The 16,782-nt window shown below is 35.5% G+C and carries 10 protein-coding genes and 1 pseudogene; all 11 read right to left on the reverse strand.

Going from position 1 to position 16,782, the window contains the following annotated elements; genetic code table 11:
* Positions 1 to 12: 12 nt before the first annotated feature.
* The 11 genes and pseudogenes from EV143_RS04020 to EV143_RS04070 all read right to left on the reverse strand — a co-directional run bounded on the left by EV143_RS04020 (position 13) and on the right by EV143_RS04070 (position 16,778).
* Positions 13 to 918 carry a carbohydrate kinase family protein gene (locus EV143_RS04020; RefSeq protein ID WP_133507161.1) on the reverse strand — a complete coding sequence of 302 codons (906 nt, stop codon included), beginning with the start codon at positions 916 to 918 and terminating at the stop codon, positions 13 to 15.
* A 23-nt stretch (positions 919 to 941) separates the two neighbouring features.
* Positions 942 to 2,498, reverse strand: a complete 1,557-nt coding sequence (locus tag EV143_RS04025; protein ID WP_133506691.1) for a glycoside hydrolase family 32 protein — start codon at positions 2,496 to 2,498, stop codon at positions 942 to 944.
* A 19-nt stretch (positions 2,499 to 2,517) separates the two neighbouring features.
* Positions 2,518 to 3,915: a DUF4960 domain-containing protein gene (locus tag EV143_RS04030; RefSeq protein ID WP_133506692.1), complete on the reverse strand. Its 1,398-nt coding sequence runs from the start codon at positions 3,913 to 3,915 to the stop codon at positions 2,518 to 2,520.
* A 19-nt stretch (positions 3,916 to 3,934) separates the two neighbouring features.
* Complete coding sequence (locus tag EV143_RS04035; RefSeq protein WP_133506693.1) at positions 3,935 to 5,626, reverse strand: RagB/SusD family nutrient uptake outer membrane protein; 1,692 nt, start codon at positions 5,624 to 5,626, stop codon at positions 3,935 to 3,937.
* 20 nt (positions 5,627 to 5,646) lie between these two features.
* Positions 5,647 to 8,751 carry a SusC/RagA family TonB-linked outer membrane protein gene (locus EV143_RS04040; RefSeq protein ID WP_133506694.1) on the reverse strand — a complete coding sequence of 1,035 codons (3,105 nt, stop codon included), beginning with the start codon at positions 8,749 to 8,751 and terminating at the stop codon, positions 5,647 to 5,649.
* Positions 8,752 to 8,768: 17 nt separating this feature from the next.
* Positions 8,769 to 10,376, reverse strand: a complete 1,608-nt coding sequence (locus EV143_RS04045; RefSeq protein ID WP_133507162.1) for a glycoside hydrolase family 32 protein — start codon at positions 10,374 to 10,376, stop codon at positions 8,769 to 8,771.
* Positions 10,350 to 11,696 (reverse strand): annotated as a pseudogene (locus tag EV143_RS04050) (sugar porter family MFS transporter); the annotation flags it as partial. The pseudogene EV143_RS04050 and the gene EV143_RS04045, both read right to left, overlap by 27 nt.
* Before the next feature lie 230 nt (positions 11,697 to 11,926).
* The gene (locus EV143_RS04055) at positions 11,927 to 14,665 is read right to left on the reverse strand and encodes a substrate-binding domain-containing protein (RefSeq protein ID WP_133506695.1); all 2,739 of its coding nucleotides are present in this window, start codon (positions 14,663 to 14,665) and stop codon (positions 11,927 to 11,929) included.
* A 128-nt stretch (positions 14,666 to 14,793) separates the two neighbouring features.
* Positions 14,794 to 15,084 (reverse strand): hypothetical protein, encoded by a 291-nt coding sequence (locus EV143_RS04060; protein WP_133506696.1) that lies wholly within the window; start codon positions 15,082 to 15,084, stop codon positions 14,794 to 14,796.
* 88 nt (positions 15,085 to 15,172) lie between these two features.
* On the reverse strand, positions 15,173 to 16,309 hold the full coding sequence (locus EV143_RS04065) for an NADH-dependent flavin oxidoreductase (protein WP_133506697.1): 1,137 nt from the start codon (positions 16,307 to 16,309) through the stop codon (positions 15,173 to 15,175).
* Between the two features lie 82 nt (positions 16,310 to 16,391).
* Positions 16,392 to 16,778, reverse strand: coding sequence for a nuclear transport factor 2 family protein (locus tag EV143_RS04070; RefSeq protein ID WP_133506698.1), 387 nt, complete (start codon positions 16,776 to 16,778; stop codon positions 16,392 to 16,394).
* Positions 16,779 to 16,782 lie beyond the last annotated feature (4 nt).

Consider the following 16,782-nt stretch of genomic DNA (forward strand, 5'->3'; position numbering starts at 1 on the left):
TTAGAACAAAAATTAATTTTTAATTCCAGACATTAATTTTTCAATTTGAGAATACGAAATCTCTGGATTGGCTCCAGGTGCTTCAGCTACTAACGCCCCCATTGCACAGGCAAAATCGATAGCGTATTGAGGTTCTTTTCCGGTAAGCAGTGATGTAATCAAAGCTGCCACAAACGAATCTCCTGCTCCTACTGTATCGGCAACCTGAATAGGATAGCCACCGTTTTCATAAAGTTGACCTTCCCACATTAACAAAGCTCCATGCTTGCCTCTTGTGACGCACATAGCATTGACTCCGGTTCTCTCTGCAATTAAGTTCATATTATCTTCCAAACTTTTAAAGGGAGACTTCATAGCTACAGTGATTTCTAACAATTCCTCATCATTGAATTTAATAAAATTGGCAGCATTCATTAATTGCTCCAGCATTTCATAAGAATAATGTGGTTTCCTTAAATTAACATCAAAAACCTTATATATATTGACATTTAACAACCATTCTAAAGCCAGCCTTGACACCTCATCCCTACAGACTAAACTGCCATAAATTAAGACATCAGCTTCCACAACCTTTTTTTTAGCCTGATCATTTAAAACAATTTTATCCCAGGCCGCAGGATATGCAATTTCATAAGTTGCTGATCCACGATCATTTAAAGTAACATTGACCAAACCAGTTGGAAAATCTTCTGAAGTGACAATTGTATTTGTCTCAAGTCCTAAACTTTTTACGTGATCAACTATTGCTTTTCCATTTTCATCATTTCCCACGCAACTAATCATGGCCACCTCGCAGCCTATTGTTTTCATTCGCAAAGCCACGTTTAATGGTGCCCCTCCAATCTTTTTTTCATTGGCAAAAACATCCCAAAGCACCTCTCCGTAGGCCACTGCCTTAAGGTTTTTTCCGTTATTCATTCTGAAATTATTTATTATTAATGTTATTCTGGTTGCGTAAGCTGAAGATTTGAAATCACAGTATTCTGTCCTTCTGCAATTAATCCCCATTTATTTTTGTCTCTTCCGTAAATACGGTTTGTAAGTGCTGTTTTGCCGTTAATGTAAATCACTACAACACTTCCTTCTGCAATTATTTCAATATTATATTTAACATTGGCCTGAAATTGAAAGGGTATTCCGGTAGTTTCCTGTGAAGCCGAATTGTACCCTATTACTTTGCCTTTAGCAATATCAAAAGCTATTTTATAATAACTGCCCGAATCATTGGTATGAAAAACAATTCCTGCAGTACCCGAATTATTTGCTAAGGTAACTTCTGTTTTTATTTTGGCTTTTTTACCGATAGCTTTAAAAGTTACCATTGCTTTATCTGCAGTACCTGACAAAGTATAATTTCCATTATTTGTTGTCACACTTCCTAAAGTAGCATCTACTTCTGCACTGCTGTTTTTCTTGGAAAATAAATCCACAACGGCTTTTGGCGATTGCATTCCTAAAGTACCATCAGTATTTTGTATCAATTCATGAATGACCATATTACCTGCCCAATCTTTATTTCCAAGATCGTTCTCGGGAGTTTTTCTGGCATTCCATCCAAAAACATATCTTTTATTTCCATCAGAAGCTGTTTTTCCGGCATAAAAATATTCCCCGTCAATCCTGTCATTTTGTGGTGTGGTCCACGGGCCATTAATTGATGATGCCATTTTGTAATGTGTTCCTTTATTACTACTCCAGTTTTCAGAAAAAATCAGATACCAATAATTACCCATTTTAAATATGTCGGCACATTCCATCATCAAATAATTTTCCTGAGATGTTGTCGTATATATCGGGTTTTGAACGTCCCATATTCCTGAAGCCAGATCAGCACTTGTAAAATGCAATAAAACTGCTTTTCTTCCCGGTTCGGTCTGTGTACTGACAATCATTGAATACTTTTTCAATTCTTCATTATAAAACACATGAGGATCTCTGAAGTCATAATTATAATAACCTGCCGGCGCCGTAATTTTAAACAAAGGGATTTTTGTCCAGTTTTTTAAATCCGTACTTGTCGCGCACAATACACTCTCTCTGGCATTAGATTGCAAAAAAGCAGGTAAACCATTATGTCCGGTGTAATAAAAATAATAAAGATTACCGATTTTTACAACTGATCCCGTGCCAACGGCAAAATCAGGATCAGTATTTTCGCCGTATGGAATAGTTTGCCCTTCGTAGGTAAAATGAGCTAAATCTGTACTTAAAAATTCATGAATATCATGAAAGCCTTTTCCGGCTGGTTTATTCTGTGCATCGTGAAGAAAGTAAATGTGAAATTTTCCGTTATCAAAGAATGGCATTATATCTCCTGTAAATCCTGCACTAAAATACGGATCGTTTGCTCCCATCCATTGTGCCGGCGGCGCAGGAAAAACACTTGCTATCTCAGACTCCCCACCCGAAATTGAACCTCCGGAATAATTTTCATCCTGACTACAGGAAAGAAGCGAAAAAAACAGGAGAGTTATTGTTATTATATTTTTATATTTCATTTTGCTGGTTTCAGAGTGATTAATCTTTAGCTAAATAATTGATACTGTTTTGTGTCAAGAGCCTAATATTGGTAATAAATTCATTGGCCTGACTTGGTACTCCACTGCTATTGGTTTCATTATACCAATCGTAAGCTCCCATCGAAATCACGATCACATTTTTATTAGCTGATGTATTTGGAAACTCTGCAATGGTAACTCTTCCGTCAAGATTATTATCCCAGGCCTCGCTGGCTAAGTTGTTTCCACCTGTTTGGTTTCTCCAGCCTTCGCCATTACCATAACCTCCCCATTCCGGTACAAACCACCATGCGGTATGGTTTAATCTGAAAGTTCCGCCTTGTAACAGATTCGCTTTTCCAGCTTCATAAGTTGTTAAACCTTCAAAGATTGGATGATTTTCATGCCCTTTAAACGACATTCCCCAAGAGTTTGCATCTACAAATCCGTTTGGAGGAAAATCCCCAAAAACATTATTCGGTCCTTTTCCTGAAGGAACAATTCCCAAAGCATCTACATATTGAGAGGCAAAAGACGTCAGAAGTAAATTCCCACCGTTAGCTCTGAAATTCTTTAAAGCTGCAGTGACAGCAGGTTTGTATGTAACTGCCGGTAAATTGGCAGCAGAATCAAAATGCCACCAGATTAGATCAACATCGCTTAAATCGGCACCATTTTCAACACTGCTAAATGAAATATATTTCGCTCCGCTAAAAGTTGAAAAGAACCAATTAACAGCAGTAACTTCGTCCATATTAGTAATTTCAGCTCTTGTAGCAGCTGTTCCTAAAAAGGCAACTACTAATCCAGTTATCGGCAAACCGACGTTAGCGGTATAGTTTACGCTTTTTCCTTTAGAAGTTATTACGAAAGTTACAGCATTTGTAAAATCAATCGTAGCTCCGGATGCAGGTGAAATGGAAACTCCTTCTGTCAATTCAATAATTGGTTTTAAAGCTGTTAAATTTGAACCCTCTGGCAATGTCAGGGTAATGGTCCTGTTTAAATCGTTTACCGTTGCTGCAACTCCATTAATGGTAAAACTTTTAATAGGACTTAAAACCATAGTGGTGACTGTATAATCTTTGTACAAATTGCCATTAATCACTCTAAACTTTACCGGATTTGAATAATTAGTCGGTACTGTTAGATCTAAATTTGATGTTGACCCTTCTTGTAGTACTATTTCGGGTTTTACAGCTGTGATGTCTGATCCATAAGGCATCGTGACATTTATTTTTCCGGTTTTCTGGTCAATTTCGCCTGCAACTCCATTTATTTTAAATGAATTTACATTAGACGGTGAATTGACATCAAAACCACTACTCTCAAAACTGTTTTCGCAGGCGGTAACCATAAAAAACATTGACAGTATCAAAGACACTCTGGTCCAATTTTTATATATAAATTTTCTCATGTTGCTGTTCTTAAATAGATTAATAACCCGGATTTTGTTTGTATAATCCCTGACTGAAATTAATTTGTTTCAAAGGAATCGGGCAATACTCTTCCTTATGCGCATCAAAAAAGGCGTCCTGATAATAGGTGCGTTTTGTTTTTTCACCTGCATAAAAATCATTCAATACCTGATCTGTAACACCCCAACGAACTAAATCAAAGAAACGATTTCCTTCCATAGCCAATTCTAAACGGCGCTCAAAACGCATCGCTTTACGGGCAAAATCCTGTGTCCAGTTGCAATTAACCCCGTCAACATAAGTATTAATTTTAAAATTATTTACATACGTAAGTCGTCCTGTACTCTGAGCCGCACGTTCTCTAATCTGATTGATTAATGGTAAAGCTTCTGATTGTCTTCCCAGTTCAATCAAAGCTTCGGCACGCATTAAAATCACATCAGCATAACGAATCTGGATTCTATTTTTTGAATTCCCGTAAAACGGATCAATATTTACCACACAGCTACAGTTTGGCGCCACGTTTTCTTTTAATGAAGCAAAATAGCCGTATGTCCCCGGAGATCTTACCCAGGCTTCCACATATAAAAATTCCGGATCATATTTATAAGGCAAACCCGGCATGGCAACAGTGTGATACAATCTTGGATCAACCGTATTGGCGTCAATATTTTTATAGTCAAAATCCTGATTGTTATAGGTGTCAAATTCTGGCAGACCATTTGAACCCGTTTTAAAAGCATTTACTAAATTTTGGCTTGGCTTATGAAAATCGCAGCATCCCAAACCCTGAGGAGTTGACAGGACATCCGAAAAATTTAATCTTCCGTATAAAGTTCCATCATTATCTGAAAATTGAATTGAGAAAATCGATTCAGCTCCGTTTTCAAAAGTTCCCGGCAAAAAGTTATTCGCAAAATCAGGTTCCAAGCTTGCTTTTCCGATTACTTTGTCTGTCGCAGCAATTACTTCCTGTAAATGCTGTTGGTTGATTCCTGTTACTTTATAACTATCATCTTGCGTATAAGCCTGATACAAACGGGTTTTTGCCAGATAAGCATAAGCTGCTTTTTGAGTAGCACGTCCAACCTGCGGCTGATTTTCCGGTAAAGCATCGGCGGCAGCCTGAAAATCTCCAGCAATTTTATTCCAAAGTTCTTCGTTTGACAGTGCCTTATTTGAGATCGTTTTATACTCTTCTATCGGAATGTCTTCTGTGATGTAAGGAACGTTCCTGAACATAATTTTCAGCATAAAGTAAAAATGTCCTCTTAAAAAACGCATTTCAGCCATACGTGTTTTCTTTAACGGATAATCGGCTTCCGAAATTTGTTCTAATGCTTTTAAGGCTTTATTCGCTCTTGAAACCCCCACATAACTGATGTACCAGAAATTATCTAATTCACCAAAATCCGGTCTGATATTATTGGAGACTTCAAAAAAGTGAAAATCCTGAATATCATTTGTTCCGCTTCCGCCTTTGTAGGCATCGTCAGAACGTACATTTCCAAATGGCCATAAACTATATGGTGAATCATAATGGTCGTTTCCTAATTGTGCGTAAGCCGCATTCATAAATCCTTCTACCGATTGTGGTGTTACAATATCTTCTTCAGACAACACACCACGCGGATCATTTTCCAGAAAATCAGAACAGGAAGTAAATATTCCCATCACTAAAAACCCTGCTATATATAGTATCTTTTTCATGTTTTTTGATTTAATCTTTATTATAAAGTAAAATTAAGACCCGCTGTGAAAGTGGTTGGCTGTGGATATCCAAATCCCGCATTTTCAGGATCTACACCAGTAAAGCTTTTAGCATCAATGATTAATAAATTTTGTCCGCTGATGTACAATCTAAAGCTGTCGAAATTCATTTTTTTCAATAAATCTTTTGGCAGACTGTATCCAAATTGTAAAACACGCAGTTTCAAATAGTTTCCGTTTTCTACATAATAAGTTGAAAATCTTGACTCTGCATTTCGATCCACTGTGGTTAAAGCGGGAATAGTAGAATTTGGATTGTCTAAAGACCAAGCATTTAATAAACGAGTTCCTTTATTTGACCCTACGTCGTCAACACTCCAGAAATCTGTTTGGTATTTCGTATTGTTAATTACATCAACATCACTTGCTCCTTCCCAGAAAGTGGTAAAATCCCAATTTTTATATCCTAATCCTAAATTAAATCCGTACGTCAGTCCCGGATTTGGATTACCAATCCAGGTACGATCTTTATCTGTAATGGTTCCGTCGCCATTTAAATCTTTGTAACGAATTCGACCAAGACCTTTTCCTTCCTGAATAGCCGAGTTATCTACTTCGCCCTGACTTTTAAATAATCCGTCAGTAACATAACCGTACATCGAGTTAATCGGGCGGCCTAAAATATTATCATTTAATCCGTCTCCTCCGTAATTATTTTTCACTTCATCCGGCAATTCTGTAATCTTGTTTTTGTTTGCAGAAATATTAGCCGAAATGTCATATTTCAATCCAAATGAGGTTTCGTCATGGTATCCCAACGAAACTTCCCATCCTTCATTTTCCATCGAAGCACCGTTTACCCAGCGATTTCCACCTTCACCAATTACTCCTAAATAAGGCGGTAAAACCAGGATGTCTTCTGTTTTCTTGATATAGTAATCAACAGAACCGCTTAATTTTTGTTTGAATAATCCGAAATCTAAACCAATGTTGGTTTGCGTGGTCGTTTCCCATTTTAAATCATCATTTCCGGATTGTGTTGCAATAAAACCAGAAGGAAGTAATCCGTTTCCGTTTCCTGCAATGTCGTAAGCTGTTCCGTAAGAAGTTGCCCAGGTTGGACTTCCTCCTGCATAACTGGCCAAATACAAACTGTAAACGGCAGTATTGCTGATTTCCTGATTTCCGGTTTGCCCCCATCCTGCTCTTAATTTTAAATCAGAAAAGACGGGCGCATTATTTTTTATGAAACTTTCATTACTGATTCTCCATCCTGCTGAAACTGCCGGAAAGGTTCCAAATTGATTGTTTTTTCCAAAACGAGACGAACCATCACGACGAATTGTAGCTGAAAGCAAGTAACGATTATCGAATTCATAATCTACTTTTCCAAAATAAGAAAGCAATGAATATACGGTTGAAGTTCCGCTTGTAAACGATTCTCCTGTTCCTGCATCAGGATACATATAGTCAGGCGTTTCAATCAAAAAGTCGTTTTTACGTAAAGTTGTGGTCTCAAAAGTATCTTTATACATCTCAGTTCCGGCCATTAAATTCAAATTGCTTTTTCCGAAATTTAAACTGTAAATAGCCGTATTGGTCCAGGTCCATTTATCACTTACTGACTGATCCATGGTAACCGATGTCTGATCGTTTTGTAAATAACCGGATTGGTAACTTCTTTGCAGCGTACGTTTTTTATAAAACCCGTAATCGATACCGAAACTACTTTTGATGTGAAGGTTTTTAATAATTTCTAAATCGGCATACATATTTCCGAAAAGGCGTAAATAATCGTACTTATTATCTTTGTTATATTCTAAAAGCCGAACCGGGTTTTGTCTGTCATTCATTCCTCCAACAGGCCCGCCCCAGCCTTTTCCATCAACAGTTCGTACCGGAATAATTGGTAAAGCACGAAGCGCAGGATCTAAAACTCCCGGATCTGTAACTTCATTGGTACGATTGAAACTAAAATTTTCTCCGATAACCAATTTACCATGAAAATATTTATAAGAGCCATTCATTCTGGCTGAGACTCTCTCAAAATCAGTCGTTTTTACAACACCTTCACTTCCGTAATAGCCTAATGAAAAAACATAGCTTCCTTTGTCTGATGCATTTGAAACTGATAAATCATAAGATTCAGCAATTCCGGTTTGCGAAATTTCATTGTACCAGTCGGTATTCGATGCTTTCAGCGTTTGATTAGCATCTAAATATTCAGGAACCAAAACTTTGTTTAACTCTGGTTTATTATTGTTAACCGACCAGTCAAATTGATAACGCAGGTTATTATTATTCGGATTTAATCCGTCGTTGATATTCGCCTGCCATAAAGCCTGACCAAATTGATTGGCATTTAGCACTTCTTGCTTTCTTGAATAATCAGAAATAGAAGTATACGTGCTGAAATTGATCCTCATTTTGCCTTCTTTTCCTTTTTTGGTAGTGATGATAATTACACCATTTGAAGCACGGGAACCATAAATACTTGCCGAAGAAGCATCTTTTAAAACCTGAATGGTTTCAATATCATTCGGATTTAATTCATGCATTCCTGATTTAGTCGGCATTCCGTCAATTACATAAAGAGGATCAGTATTGTTTAAAGTTCCTACACCACGAATTACCACTTTTGTATTTCCTCCACTAGGAGATCCATCAGAAGTAACTTTCACCCCCGCTACCCTTCCCTGTAACGCTTTAATTGGGTTTGGTTCTGGTTGTTTCATGACTTCCTTCATGTTCACAACAGCAACGGCTCCGGTAATATCCGTTTTCTTTTGTTTGGAGTATCCTGTTACGACAACTTCATTTAGTTGATTGTTGTCTACTTTTAAAGTTATACTGAATGATTTTTGCCCTTTAACGGGAATCGATTGTGGCGCGTATCCGATAAAAGAAACAACAATTACAGCATCTGAATTAATATTTCCGAAAGAAAAATTTCCATCAAAATCTGTTACTGTACTGGTGTTTGTACCTGAAATAAGTATAGTCGCTCCTGGTAGCGGCATTCCGTCGTCGGACGATATGACCGTTCCTTTAATTCCGCTTTCTTGTGCTGTCATCATCAGCATTGGAAAGAAGAAAAATAGAAAATAAATAATTTTACTTTTCATGAGGTTAGTGGTTTTAGTTAGTTTATATTTAATTGGTTAATTACGAGGTTGCTCAATTCAACTCCTTCTTTTGAAGACACTGAAAGTGCTGTAAATGGCTGGTTTGTGAAAAAGATTTCCGTGATTACTTTTTCGCCATTGTTGTAAAATAGTTCGATAGAGGTTTTGTCTAAAATGATTTTAAAAGCACCTTCTTTTTGACTTCCCTCTAAAGCCGCTTTGGTAATTGTGGAAGCGAATTTGTCTGAGAAATCGTTTTTTCCTGCCTTCGAACGATCCAGAAATAAATAATGATCTGAATTATTTAATCCGAAAGTCAAAGCTTCTCCCGCTTCGTTTGAAAGCGTAATAGTATAAGTATCCTGTTTTATGTTTTTTAAACTAAAATTGACAATGGCTTGGGTTAAATCAATTTTTCCTGGTGCTACAATAGAAAGCTTTCCTTTTCCATTTAGATTTTTCCCTTTGATGGTTTTAGAAACATATTTATTGATTTCTTTCACCGGATTGCTAACCAAACTATAGTTCTCTCCTTTTTTGATTAACTGAATTTCTCTAGCAATTGTAGTAGCGCTTCTCCAGGCATTAGTTGGAACTTGCTGTGCGTACTCCCAATTAGACATCCATCCAATGAACAATCGTCGTCCGTCAGCACTCGGAATATTATTCCAGGTTACGCCGGCATAATTATCTTTTCCGTAATCGATCCAAACGGCTTTTTCTTTTTCTACTCTTTTTGCAAAATTGGAATCTAACGTAAAAGTTGTGCCGTCAAAATCTCCAATAAAATATTGCGTTCCAGAACCTCCGTTGGCTCCGCCTGGATTTAAACTCTGAATTAAAACCCATTTGGTCTCACTGGTGCCTTGCACTTTTATCTCAAAGAAATCTGGACATTCCCAAACACCTCCGTGAGCTCCTATATTTTTTCCAAAATCAGACAAATATTCCCAGTTTTTAAGATCTTTTGATTTGTAAAACTGAGATCGATCCTGAGCAGCCAAAACCATTATCCATTGTTTGTGTGTTTCATCCCAGGTAGCTTTTGGATCACGAAAATCACGAATTCCAGGATTTTTAACGACAGGATTTCCTTCCTTAAATTTCTGCCATGTAAAACCATTGTCATTCGAATACGCAATATCCTGCTGCTCAACATCAATTTTACCTTCTTTTTCTTTTGTCATATCGTGCAGCGTATAAATCGCTACAATTGGAGCCGTTTTACCATTACCTAAACCTGAAGTGTTGTCTGTATCTACAACTGCGCTTCCTGAAAAAATATATTTATCGTTGTCGGGATAAATCGCAATAGGCTGTTCTTCCCATTTAACCAAGTCTTTACTAATTGCATGTCCCCAATGCATTGGTCCCCATTTATTTCCGTCAGGATAATACTGATAGAACAAATGATAATATCCGTTAGCATAAAACATTCCGTTAGGATCATTCATCCAGCCTTTTTTTGGTGTAAAATGAAAATTAGGACGGTACATTTGTTCTTCTGTAGAAGTCGAAACAGAAACAGTAGTCGTTTGTGCAACAGCCGAATATGGTTTACAACCTCCTATCGATATTACCAGTGCACTATAAAATGCCAGTGGTAGATGTTTCTTTGATTTCATGGTTTTTGATTTTTTTTTAGTTAGATTTTCACTTAATACTTCCAAAGAAATTCCTTTGGTTTCGGGCATCATAAAAATTACAAACAGTAATTGCAGGACCATCATAAGCGTAAAAATTAAGAATACGACTTCAGGGCCTATTTCTGAAAATAACATTGGAATTAAAGATGGAATAATCGCTGCCAAAACCCAGTGTACTGAACTTCCAAAAGCCTGACCTGAGGCACGAATGTGATTTGGAAAAATTTCTGAGATAAAAACCCAGATCACAGCTCCCTGTCCAATGGCGTGAGAAGCAATAAATAAGAAAAGGAAAATGGGTACTGATAATCCTCCCCAATTAAAATAAAATGCAGCAGAAACCAATCCTAGCGAAATAATATATCCCACAGAACCAATGTACATTAACAACTTTCTTCCTAATTTGTCAATTAATGCTACTCCGATTAATGTAAAGATAAGATTCGTAATTCCGATTCCGATGCTGCTCAATAAAGCTGTATTTTGTCCTAAACCTGCTTCTTCAAAAATTCTTGGCGCATAATATAAAAAAGCATTGATTCCGGAAAACTGGTTAAAAAATGCAATTAAAAAAGCAAGTATTAACGGAAAACGGTATTTCTTCATAAAGATATTTTCGTGTTTGGTAACACCATTTTCTCTGGAATCGTCCATAATATCTTTAAGATCTGCTGTCGGATCAATTTTATACAATACTTTGCGCGCTTCCTCATCTCGGTTTTTAGATAACAGCCATCTTGGACTTTCCGGAATAGTAAGTATAAACAGAATATATATAACAGATGGAATTGCCTGAACCCCAACCATCCAACGCCAGGCATTTTCTCCAATATCTTTTAAAAAGTAATTGGATATAAAAGCAATTAAAATTCCTAATACAATATTAAATTGATAAAGAGCTACTAAGCGTCCGCGTTTGTCTGCCGGAGCAATTTCAGAAACATATGCCGGAGCGGCAATAGTAGAAGCACCAACTCCTAAACCTCCAATAAATCTGAAAGCGGCAAATACAAATGGATCATTTGCAAAGGCAGCACCTACAGCTGAAATGAAATATAAAATCCCAATCCAGAATAATGTCTTTTTACGACCTATTTTATTGGTTGGAATTCCTCCAAAAATGGCCCCCACAACAGTTCCCCAAAGTGCCATTGCCATAACAACAGATCCATGAAAAGCATCAGATGAATGCCATAAAAGCTGTAATTGTTTATCAGCTCCAGAAATAACTACGGTATCAAAACCGAATAGAAAACCTGCCAGTGCAGCAGTAACAGACCAAATCAATATCTTGTTCATTGTAGATGTATTAAAAACTTATCGCTAAGATATCCGCAAAAAAAACAACTTATTTTTAATGATGTTACAATTTAATTCTATAATTACTGACAGATTGATATTTAAACAAAAAAAGCCTTATTTACAAGGCTTTACGCAATTTAAAATTTATTTACGAAAACCATGTAGTTTCGATTTTGTTACATTAGGTTTAAAATTGATACCTAATTTGTATCAATTTTAAACCAATATCAATTGGCAGATTTGTATTCCTTTGGTGAAATTCCAAATTTATTCTTAAAAGCTGTAGAAAAATAGTTTGGTGAGGAGAATCCAAGTGAGTACGCAATTTCAGAAATATTTAAAGTATTTGACTTTAAAAGCTCAGCAGCTTTCTCCAATTTTACATTATTAATATGATCGCTGATATTGATTCCGATAATCGCCTTTACCTTTCGATACAACTGAACTCTGGAAACTCCAAGTTTATCGGCTAAATCTTCAACCGAGAATTTGGGATTTTCAACATTTCTTTTAATAATATCATTCATTTTAGTAATAAAAGACTGTTCCTGATTACCAAATTTAGACTCAGGCTCAATGCGATAAATATTATTGGTATAATAATATCGTAGTTTTTCTCTGTTGAAAAGCAAACCCGAAATTGATTGTTTTAAAATAGAAAGGCTAAAAGGCTTTGTAAGATATTGGTCTACTCCGCTTTGCAAGCCTTTCAAAACAGATTCCTTATTGCTTTGAGCTGTTAAAATAATGATTGGAATATGTGACGAACGTAAATCCTTTTTCAATTCTGTACTAATTTCATAACCGTCTTTGTCTACCAGATTTATGTCACAAATGATAATGTCTGGAACGATTTCCATGGTTTTTTCAATAGCATCGCTTCCGTCAGAAGTATGAACCAGATATTCCTTCGATAATTTGGCTTTTAAAAATGTCACTAAATCTATATTATCTTCTATAATTAAAAGTGTGTGTTTTTCCGATTCAGAAGCTATATTTCTTTCATTTAAATCGGTTTCTATGTCTAAATTATCTGATATTAAATTTGGAGTTACATTTAGATTTTCAGCTTTAGTAATCATTTCTGAAGGTTGTAAATGACTGTTCCCTTTTAATAACGTAATTATAATTTCACTGCCTTGTTTTGATTTAAGTTCAATTGTTCCGTGATGCAGAAGTACAAATTCTTTGGAAAGATGAAGCCCGATTCCTGAACTATTTTTATTATTATTTGAAGCCCTGAAAAAAGGATTAAAAACGTTCGACAATTCATTTTCAGGTATTCCAATTCCGGAATCCCTAAAACTAATTTTAACTTTATTATCCTGGTTTTCTACAATCGAAATGCCAATTTTTCCGTTATCAGGTGTGAATTTAAAGGCATTAGAAAGCAAATTAAAATACACTTTATCCATCAAACCTCTATCAACAAATAATTCTAAATTTTTGTTTTTACAAGTAAGCTGAAAATCAATATTCCTTCTTGTAGCTTCGCCTTTAAAGTTGGTCATTACTTCGTTTGTAAAATCGTAGATTTTAGTTTTTGAAGCTCTTAAGGTAAATTTTTGCTCTTCAATTTTTCTAAAATCCAATAATTGATTTATCAATCGGAGTAATCGATTTGAATTTTTATGAATTAGTTTTACTTCATCAATAAGCGTACTTCCTTTAATTTTTTCATTTTCAATTAATGATTCTACATAACTCATAATCAAAGTTATGGGTGTTTTAAATTCATGTGAAAGTCCGGTAAAGAAATTCAATTTTGCTTCATTGCTTCTTTGGGCAATTTTAGACATTTCCTGAATCTCATTATTCTGCTCAATTACAGTTTGATTAATTCTTTCAAGCTGTTTTTTCTTTCTTGAAATAGAGATAGTCGAATAAATACTGTAAATGCTCAAACTCAAAATAATCACCAAGAAAAAACTCAATAAGCGAACCAGATTGTTCTGCGAAGCATATTCTCTTTCCTGTACATTTATTGCTCCCTGTTGTGATTCGATAACAGCTTGTTGCTGATCGACTTTATCCATTTGATTCTCGATAATCTCAGCATTATTCTGATCAATTACAATTGTATTCAGTATATTATTTTTAGCGACAGGTTCTTTATTGTATATTTTCAAGGCTAATTTCAACGCTTCATTTCCCCCCGTCGGATATAAAATAGTTCCAGCTAAAACATCACTCTTTATCAGGTCTATTCCGCCATTTAGTGTGTTTAATCCGTCAACACCAATAAATTTTATTCTATTTTCTAATCCTACTGTTTTAGCTGTTTCCCAAGCGCTTAAAGCCATGCGGTCATTATGCGAAAAAATATATTCAACGTTAGGGTTTTGTAAAAGAATTGTTTTTAATGGTGCTTTAACCGACTGCCCTTCCCAATCACCCTGAATTGTGTTTTCTATTTTGAAGCGTTTGTTTTCACTTATTATCTGACTAAATCCCAGACTGCGCTCATACGCGGGTGATGAGCCTTTTGCTCCTGTAATTTCAATAATTTTGCCTGAACCTTTGCTGTGTGAAATGATATATCGTGCGGCAATTCTGCCAATTTCAATATTATCAGCCCCAAGATATGCAGTATAATTTTCGCCATCAATTTTTCGATCTACAACAAGTACTGGTATTCCCGCTTTTATTGATTTTTCAACCACTGCCGTTAAAGGTTTAGATTGAATTGGAGATACAATAATAACATCTACTTTATTCGAAATGAATCGTTCAATATCTTCAATCTGTTTGTTGATATTATTATTGGCGTCACTAATTTTTAAATCAACTTCAGGTCGTAAAGAAGCTTCAATCTTTATAGAACTGTTCATTTGCTTACGCCAGTCGTCAGTCGTCATAGCCTGAGAAAATCCTACTTTTATTTTATCGCCCTGTTTTTGTTTACAGGATACTAAACTTAAGGATGCCAAAAATAGCATCAAAATATATTTTACAAATTGATACATGGAAATTTTGAGTTATGTAAATAAAAAATAAGCATTTAAAATGCATTCTTTAATCGCGTTGTCTAAATAATTAGGAAGGATTATTTTAAAATGACAAGCAAGAAAGGTGTATAGTTTAAAAAGTAAAATTAAACTTTTATTTCATGTACACAAATGAGCAAATGATATATCTGATGTAAAATAATGAAAATGCTCATATTCATATAATCATTTTTAGAAATCAAATAATTTTTTCTATCAATCCCCAACAAGACATTCAAACCAAATTCTTTAAGGCAGTCAAATACAGCCACTACATATAGTAAGCCAATTTCCTCAAATCTTCCATAAAATGTATAGAAATTTGTCCAGTCGAGGTCACCAAAAGCCAAAAGCCAAAAGGCGCCAATTGAAGACAATTGACGCCTTTTTTTTATCATTAATGATAATTTAAACAGTAATAGTATCCCAAAACTATATACGAACTGATTTTTATTTTATAAATCTTTATTTTCGCTATTGATTACATTAAGCTTCTACTTGTACCCAACCTTCTATTTTTTCAAATATTGTCATTAATTTTAATGGAATTTTTTTCTCTTGTACAGTTGCAAGTTTAAGAATTGAAGTGATTTTATCTTCTTCTCCATTTTGAGTTAATTCTACCCAATCAGGATTAACAATTAAAGTTCTTCCAATTGCTACCATAGAAACACCATAGTCTACAACTTTATCAGCCATTGCTGGTGTTGTAATGCCTCCAGCAACAAGAACAGGAACTTTGTTGTTAACATAATTGTTTAGCACAACTGATATAGGTTCTTTAGAAAATTCTGACTCAATTGGTATTTGATTAACGGCATCCAGCAGAGAGAAATGTAAATAATCAATCTTTTCTTCAATCAGCTTATCAATTAGAACGAACGTATCTGGAAGTCCATACGATTGTTGTGGAAATTCTTCCGGAGAGATTCTGTACCCTATCAGAAAAGGACGATCAGCATATTTTGAAACTATATTTTTTACCTCTCTTAAAATTTCAAGGCTAAGACGCAAACGATTTTCCAGAGAACCTCCCCATTGATCATTTCTATTATTGAAAAAAGGCGATATAAAATTTTGAAGCAAAAATCCGTGTGCCCCATGAATTTCTACACCGTCAAAACCTGCTTCGATTGCTCTTCTGGTGGTTTCTCCAAATGCCTTGATAATTTCTAAAATTTCATTTTCACTCAATTCTTTTGGAAGATTTTCTTTTTCAAAAAGCACTATAGATCCACTTGAAACGGCGCTTGCACTTACCACTTCACCATCCGGAATAAGTCCGGGGATTGCTTTATTGCCTGCGTGGAACATTTGTAAAATTGCCGGTGCTCCACCACTTTTTGCGGCATCTGCTAACTTCTTAAGACTTGGAAGGAAAGTATCGTCATATCCTGCAAATTCGTGAGTAAAACCAATACCATTTGCCATAACGTGGGTACATCCTGTGATTACCAAACCAACACCTTTTACTCTTTTCTTGTAATATTCAACTTCTTCATCAGAAATAGTGAAGTCTTCATTAGATGACCAAGTAGTCATAGGCGACATCACAATTCTATTTCTGAGATTAATTCCGTTCCCAAATAACAAGGGAGCAAACAACTTATTATATTTATTCATTACTTCTTTTATTTTTAAACGCAAAGTTCCCCTGAAAGCAATGCAATGCTCCCAGTAAAAACTTTAACGAAATGATCTTTAGTTATTTAGTATACAGATGAAAAAGCTTTGAAACAACTTTCCATTCACCATTAATTTTGATTAATGAATGGTAATCGGTGAAATCTTCATTTGCTGCATCATGTTCCATTTCAATGCGAACAATTGCTGTGGTAGGTGTTTTGTGTAAAACCGTAAGATTGGTTTTGATATTGGGCGCTGCGCCAAATTTCTCAACGTAAGTGTACAGATTATCTATACTACCTTGTGAGAGGTCATCACCTAAATGACCGTACATAATCGCATTCTGATGAAAAGTCTTTTTCAATTCTGCTACGTTCCCTGTTTTTAATCCGTGAACATAGCCTTTCATTGCCAGCAGAACATCTTCATAATCCTGAACAGCGTTTATATTTTGATTTGCTGCCATTATT

This window comes from Flavobacterium chryseum (assembly GCF_004362015.1).
Classification (GTDB): domain Bacteria; phylum Bacteroidota; class Bacteroidia; order Flavobacteriales; family Flavobacteriaceae; genus Flavobacterium.

Excerpts from the sequence above, each read along its gene's own strand:
- EV143_RS04065 (WP_133506697.1), bottom strand. The coding sequence starts at position 16,309 with ATGAATAAATATAATAAGTTGTTTGCTCCCTTGTTATTTGGGAACGGA.
- EV143_RS04035 (WP_133506693.1), bottom strand. The coding sequence starts at position 5,626 with ATGAAAAAGATACTATATATAGCAGGGTTTTTAGTGATGGGAATATTT.
- EV143_RS04045 (WP_133507162.1), bottom strand. The coding sequence starts at position 10,376 with ATGAAATCAAAGAAACATCTACCACTGGCATTTTATAGTGCACTGGTA.
- EV143_RS04030 (WP_133506692.1), bottom strand. The coding sequence starts at position 3,915 with ATGAGAAAATTTATATATAAAAATTGGACCAGAGTGTCTTTGATACTG.
- EV143_RS04020 (WP_133507161.1), bottom strand. The coding sequence starts at position 918 with ATGAATAACGGAAAAAACCTTAAGGCAGTGGCCTACGGAGAGGTGCTT.
- EV143_RS04040 (WP_133506694.1), bottom strand. The coding sequence starts at position 8,751 with ATGAAAAGTAAAATTATTTATTTTCTATTTTTCTTCTTTCCAATGCTG.
- EV143_RS04070 (WP_133506698.1), bottom strand. The coding sequence starts at position 16,778 with ATGGCAGCAAATCAAAATATAAACGCTGTTCAGGATTATGAAGATGTT.
- EV143_RS04025 (WP_133506691.1), bottom strand. The coding sequence starts at position 2,498 with ATGAAATATAAAAATATAATAACAATAACTCTCCTGTTTTTTTCGCTT.
- EV143_RS04055 (WP_133506695.1), bottom strand. The coding sequence starts at position 14,665 with ATGTATCAATTTGTAAAATATATTTTGATGCTATTTTTGGCATCCTTA.
- EV143_RS04060 (WP_133506696.1), bottom strand. The coding sequence starts at position 15,084 with ATGATAAAAAAAAGGCGTCAATTGTCTTCAATTGGCGCCTTTTGGCTT.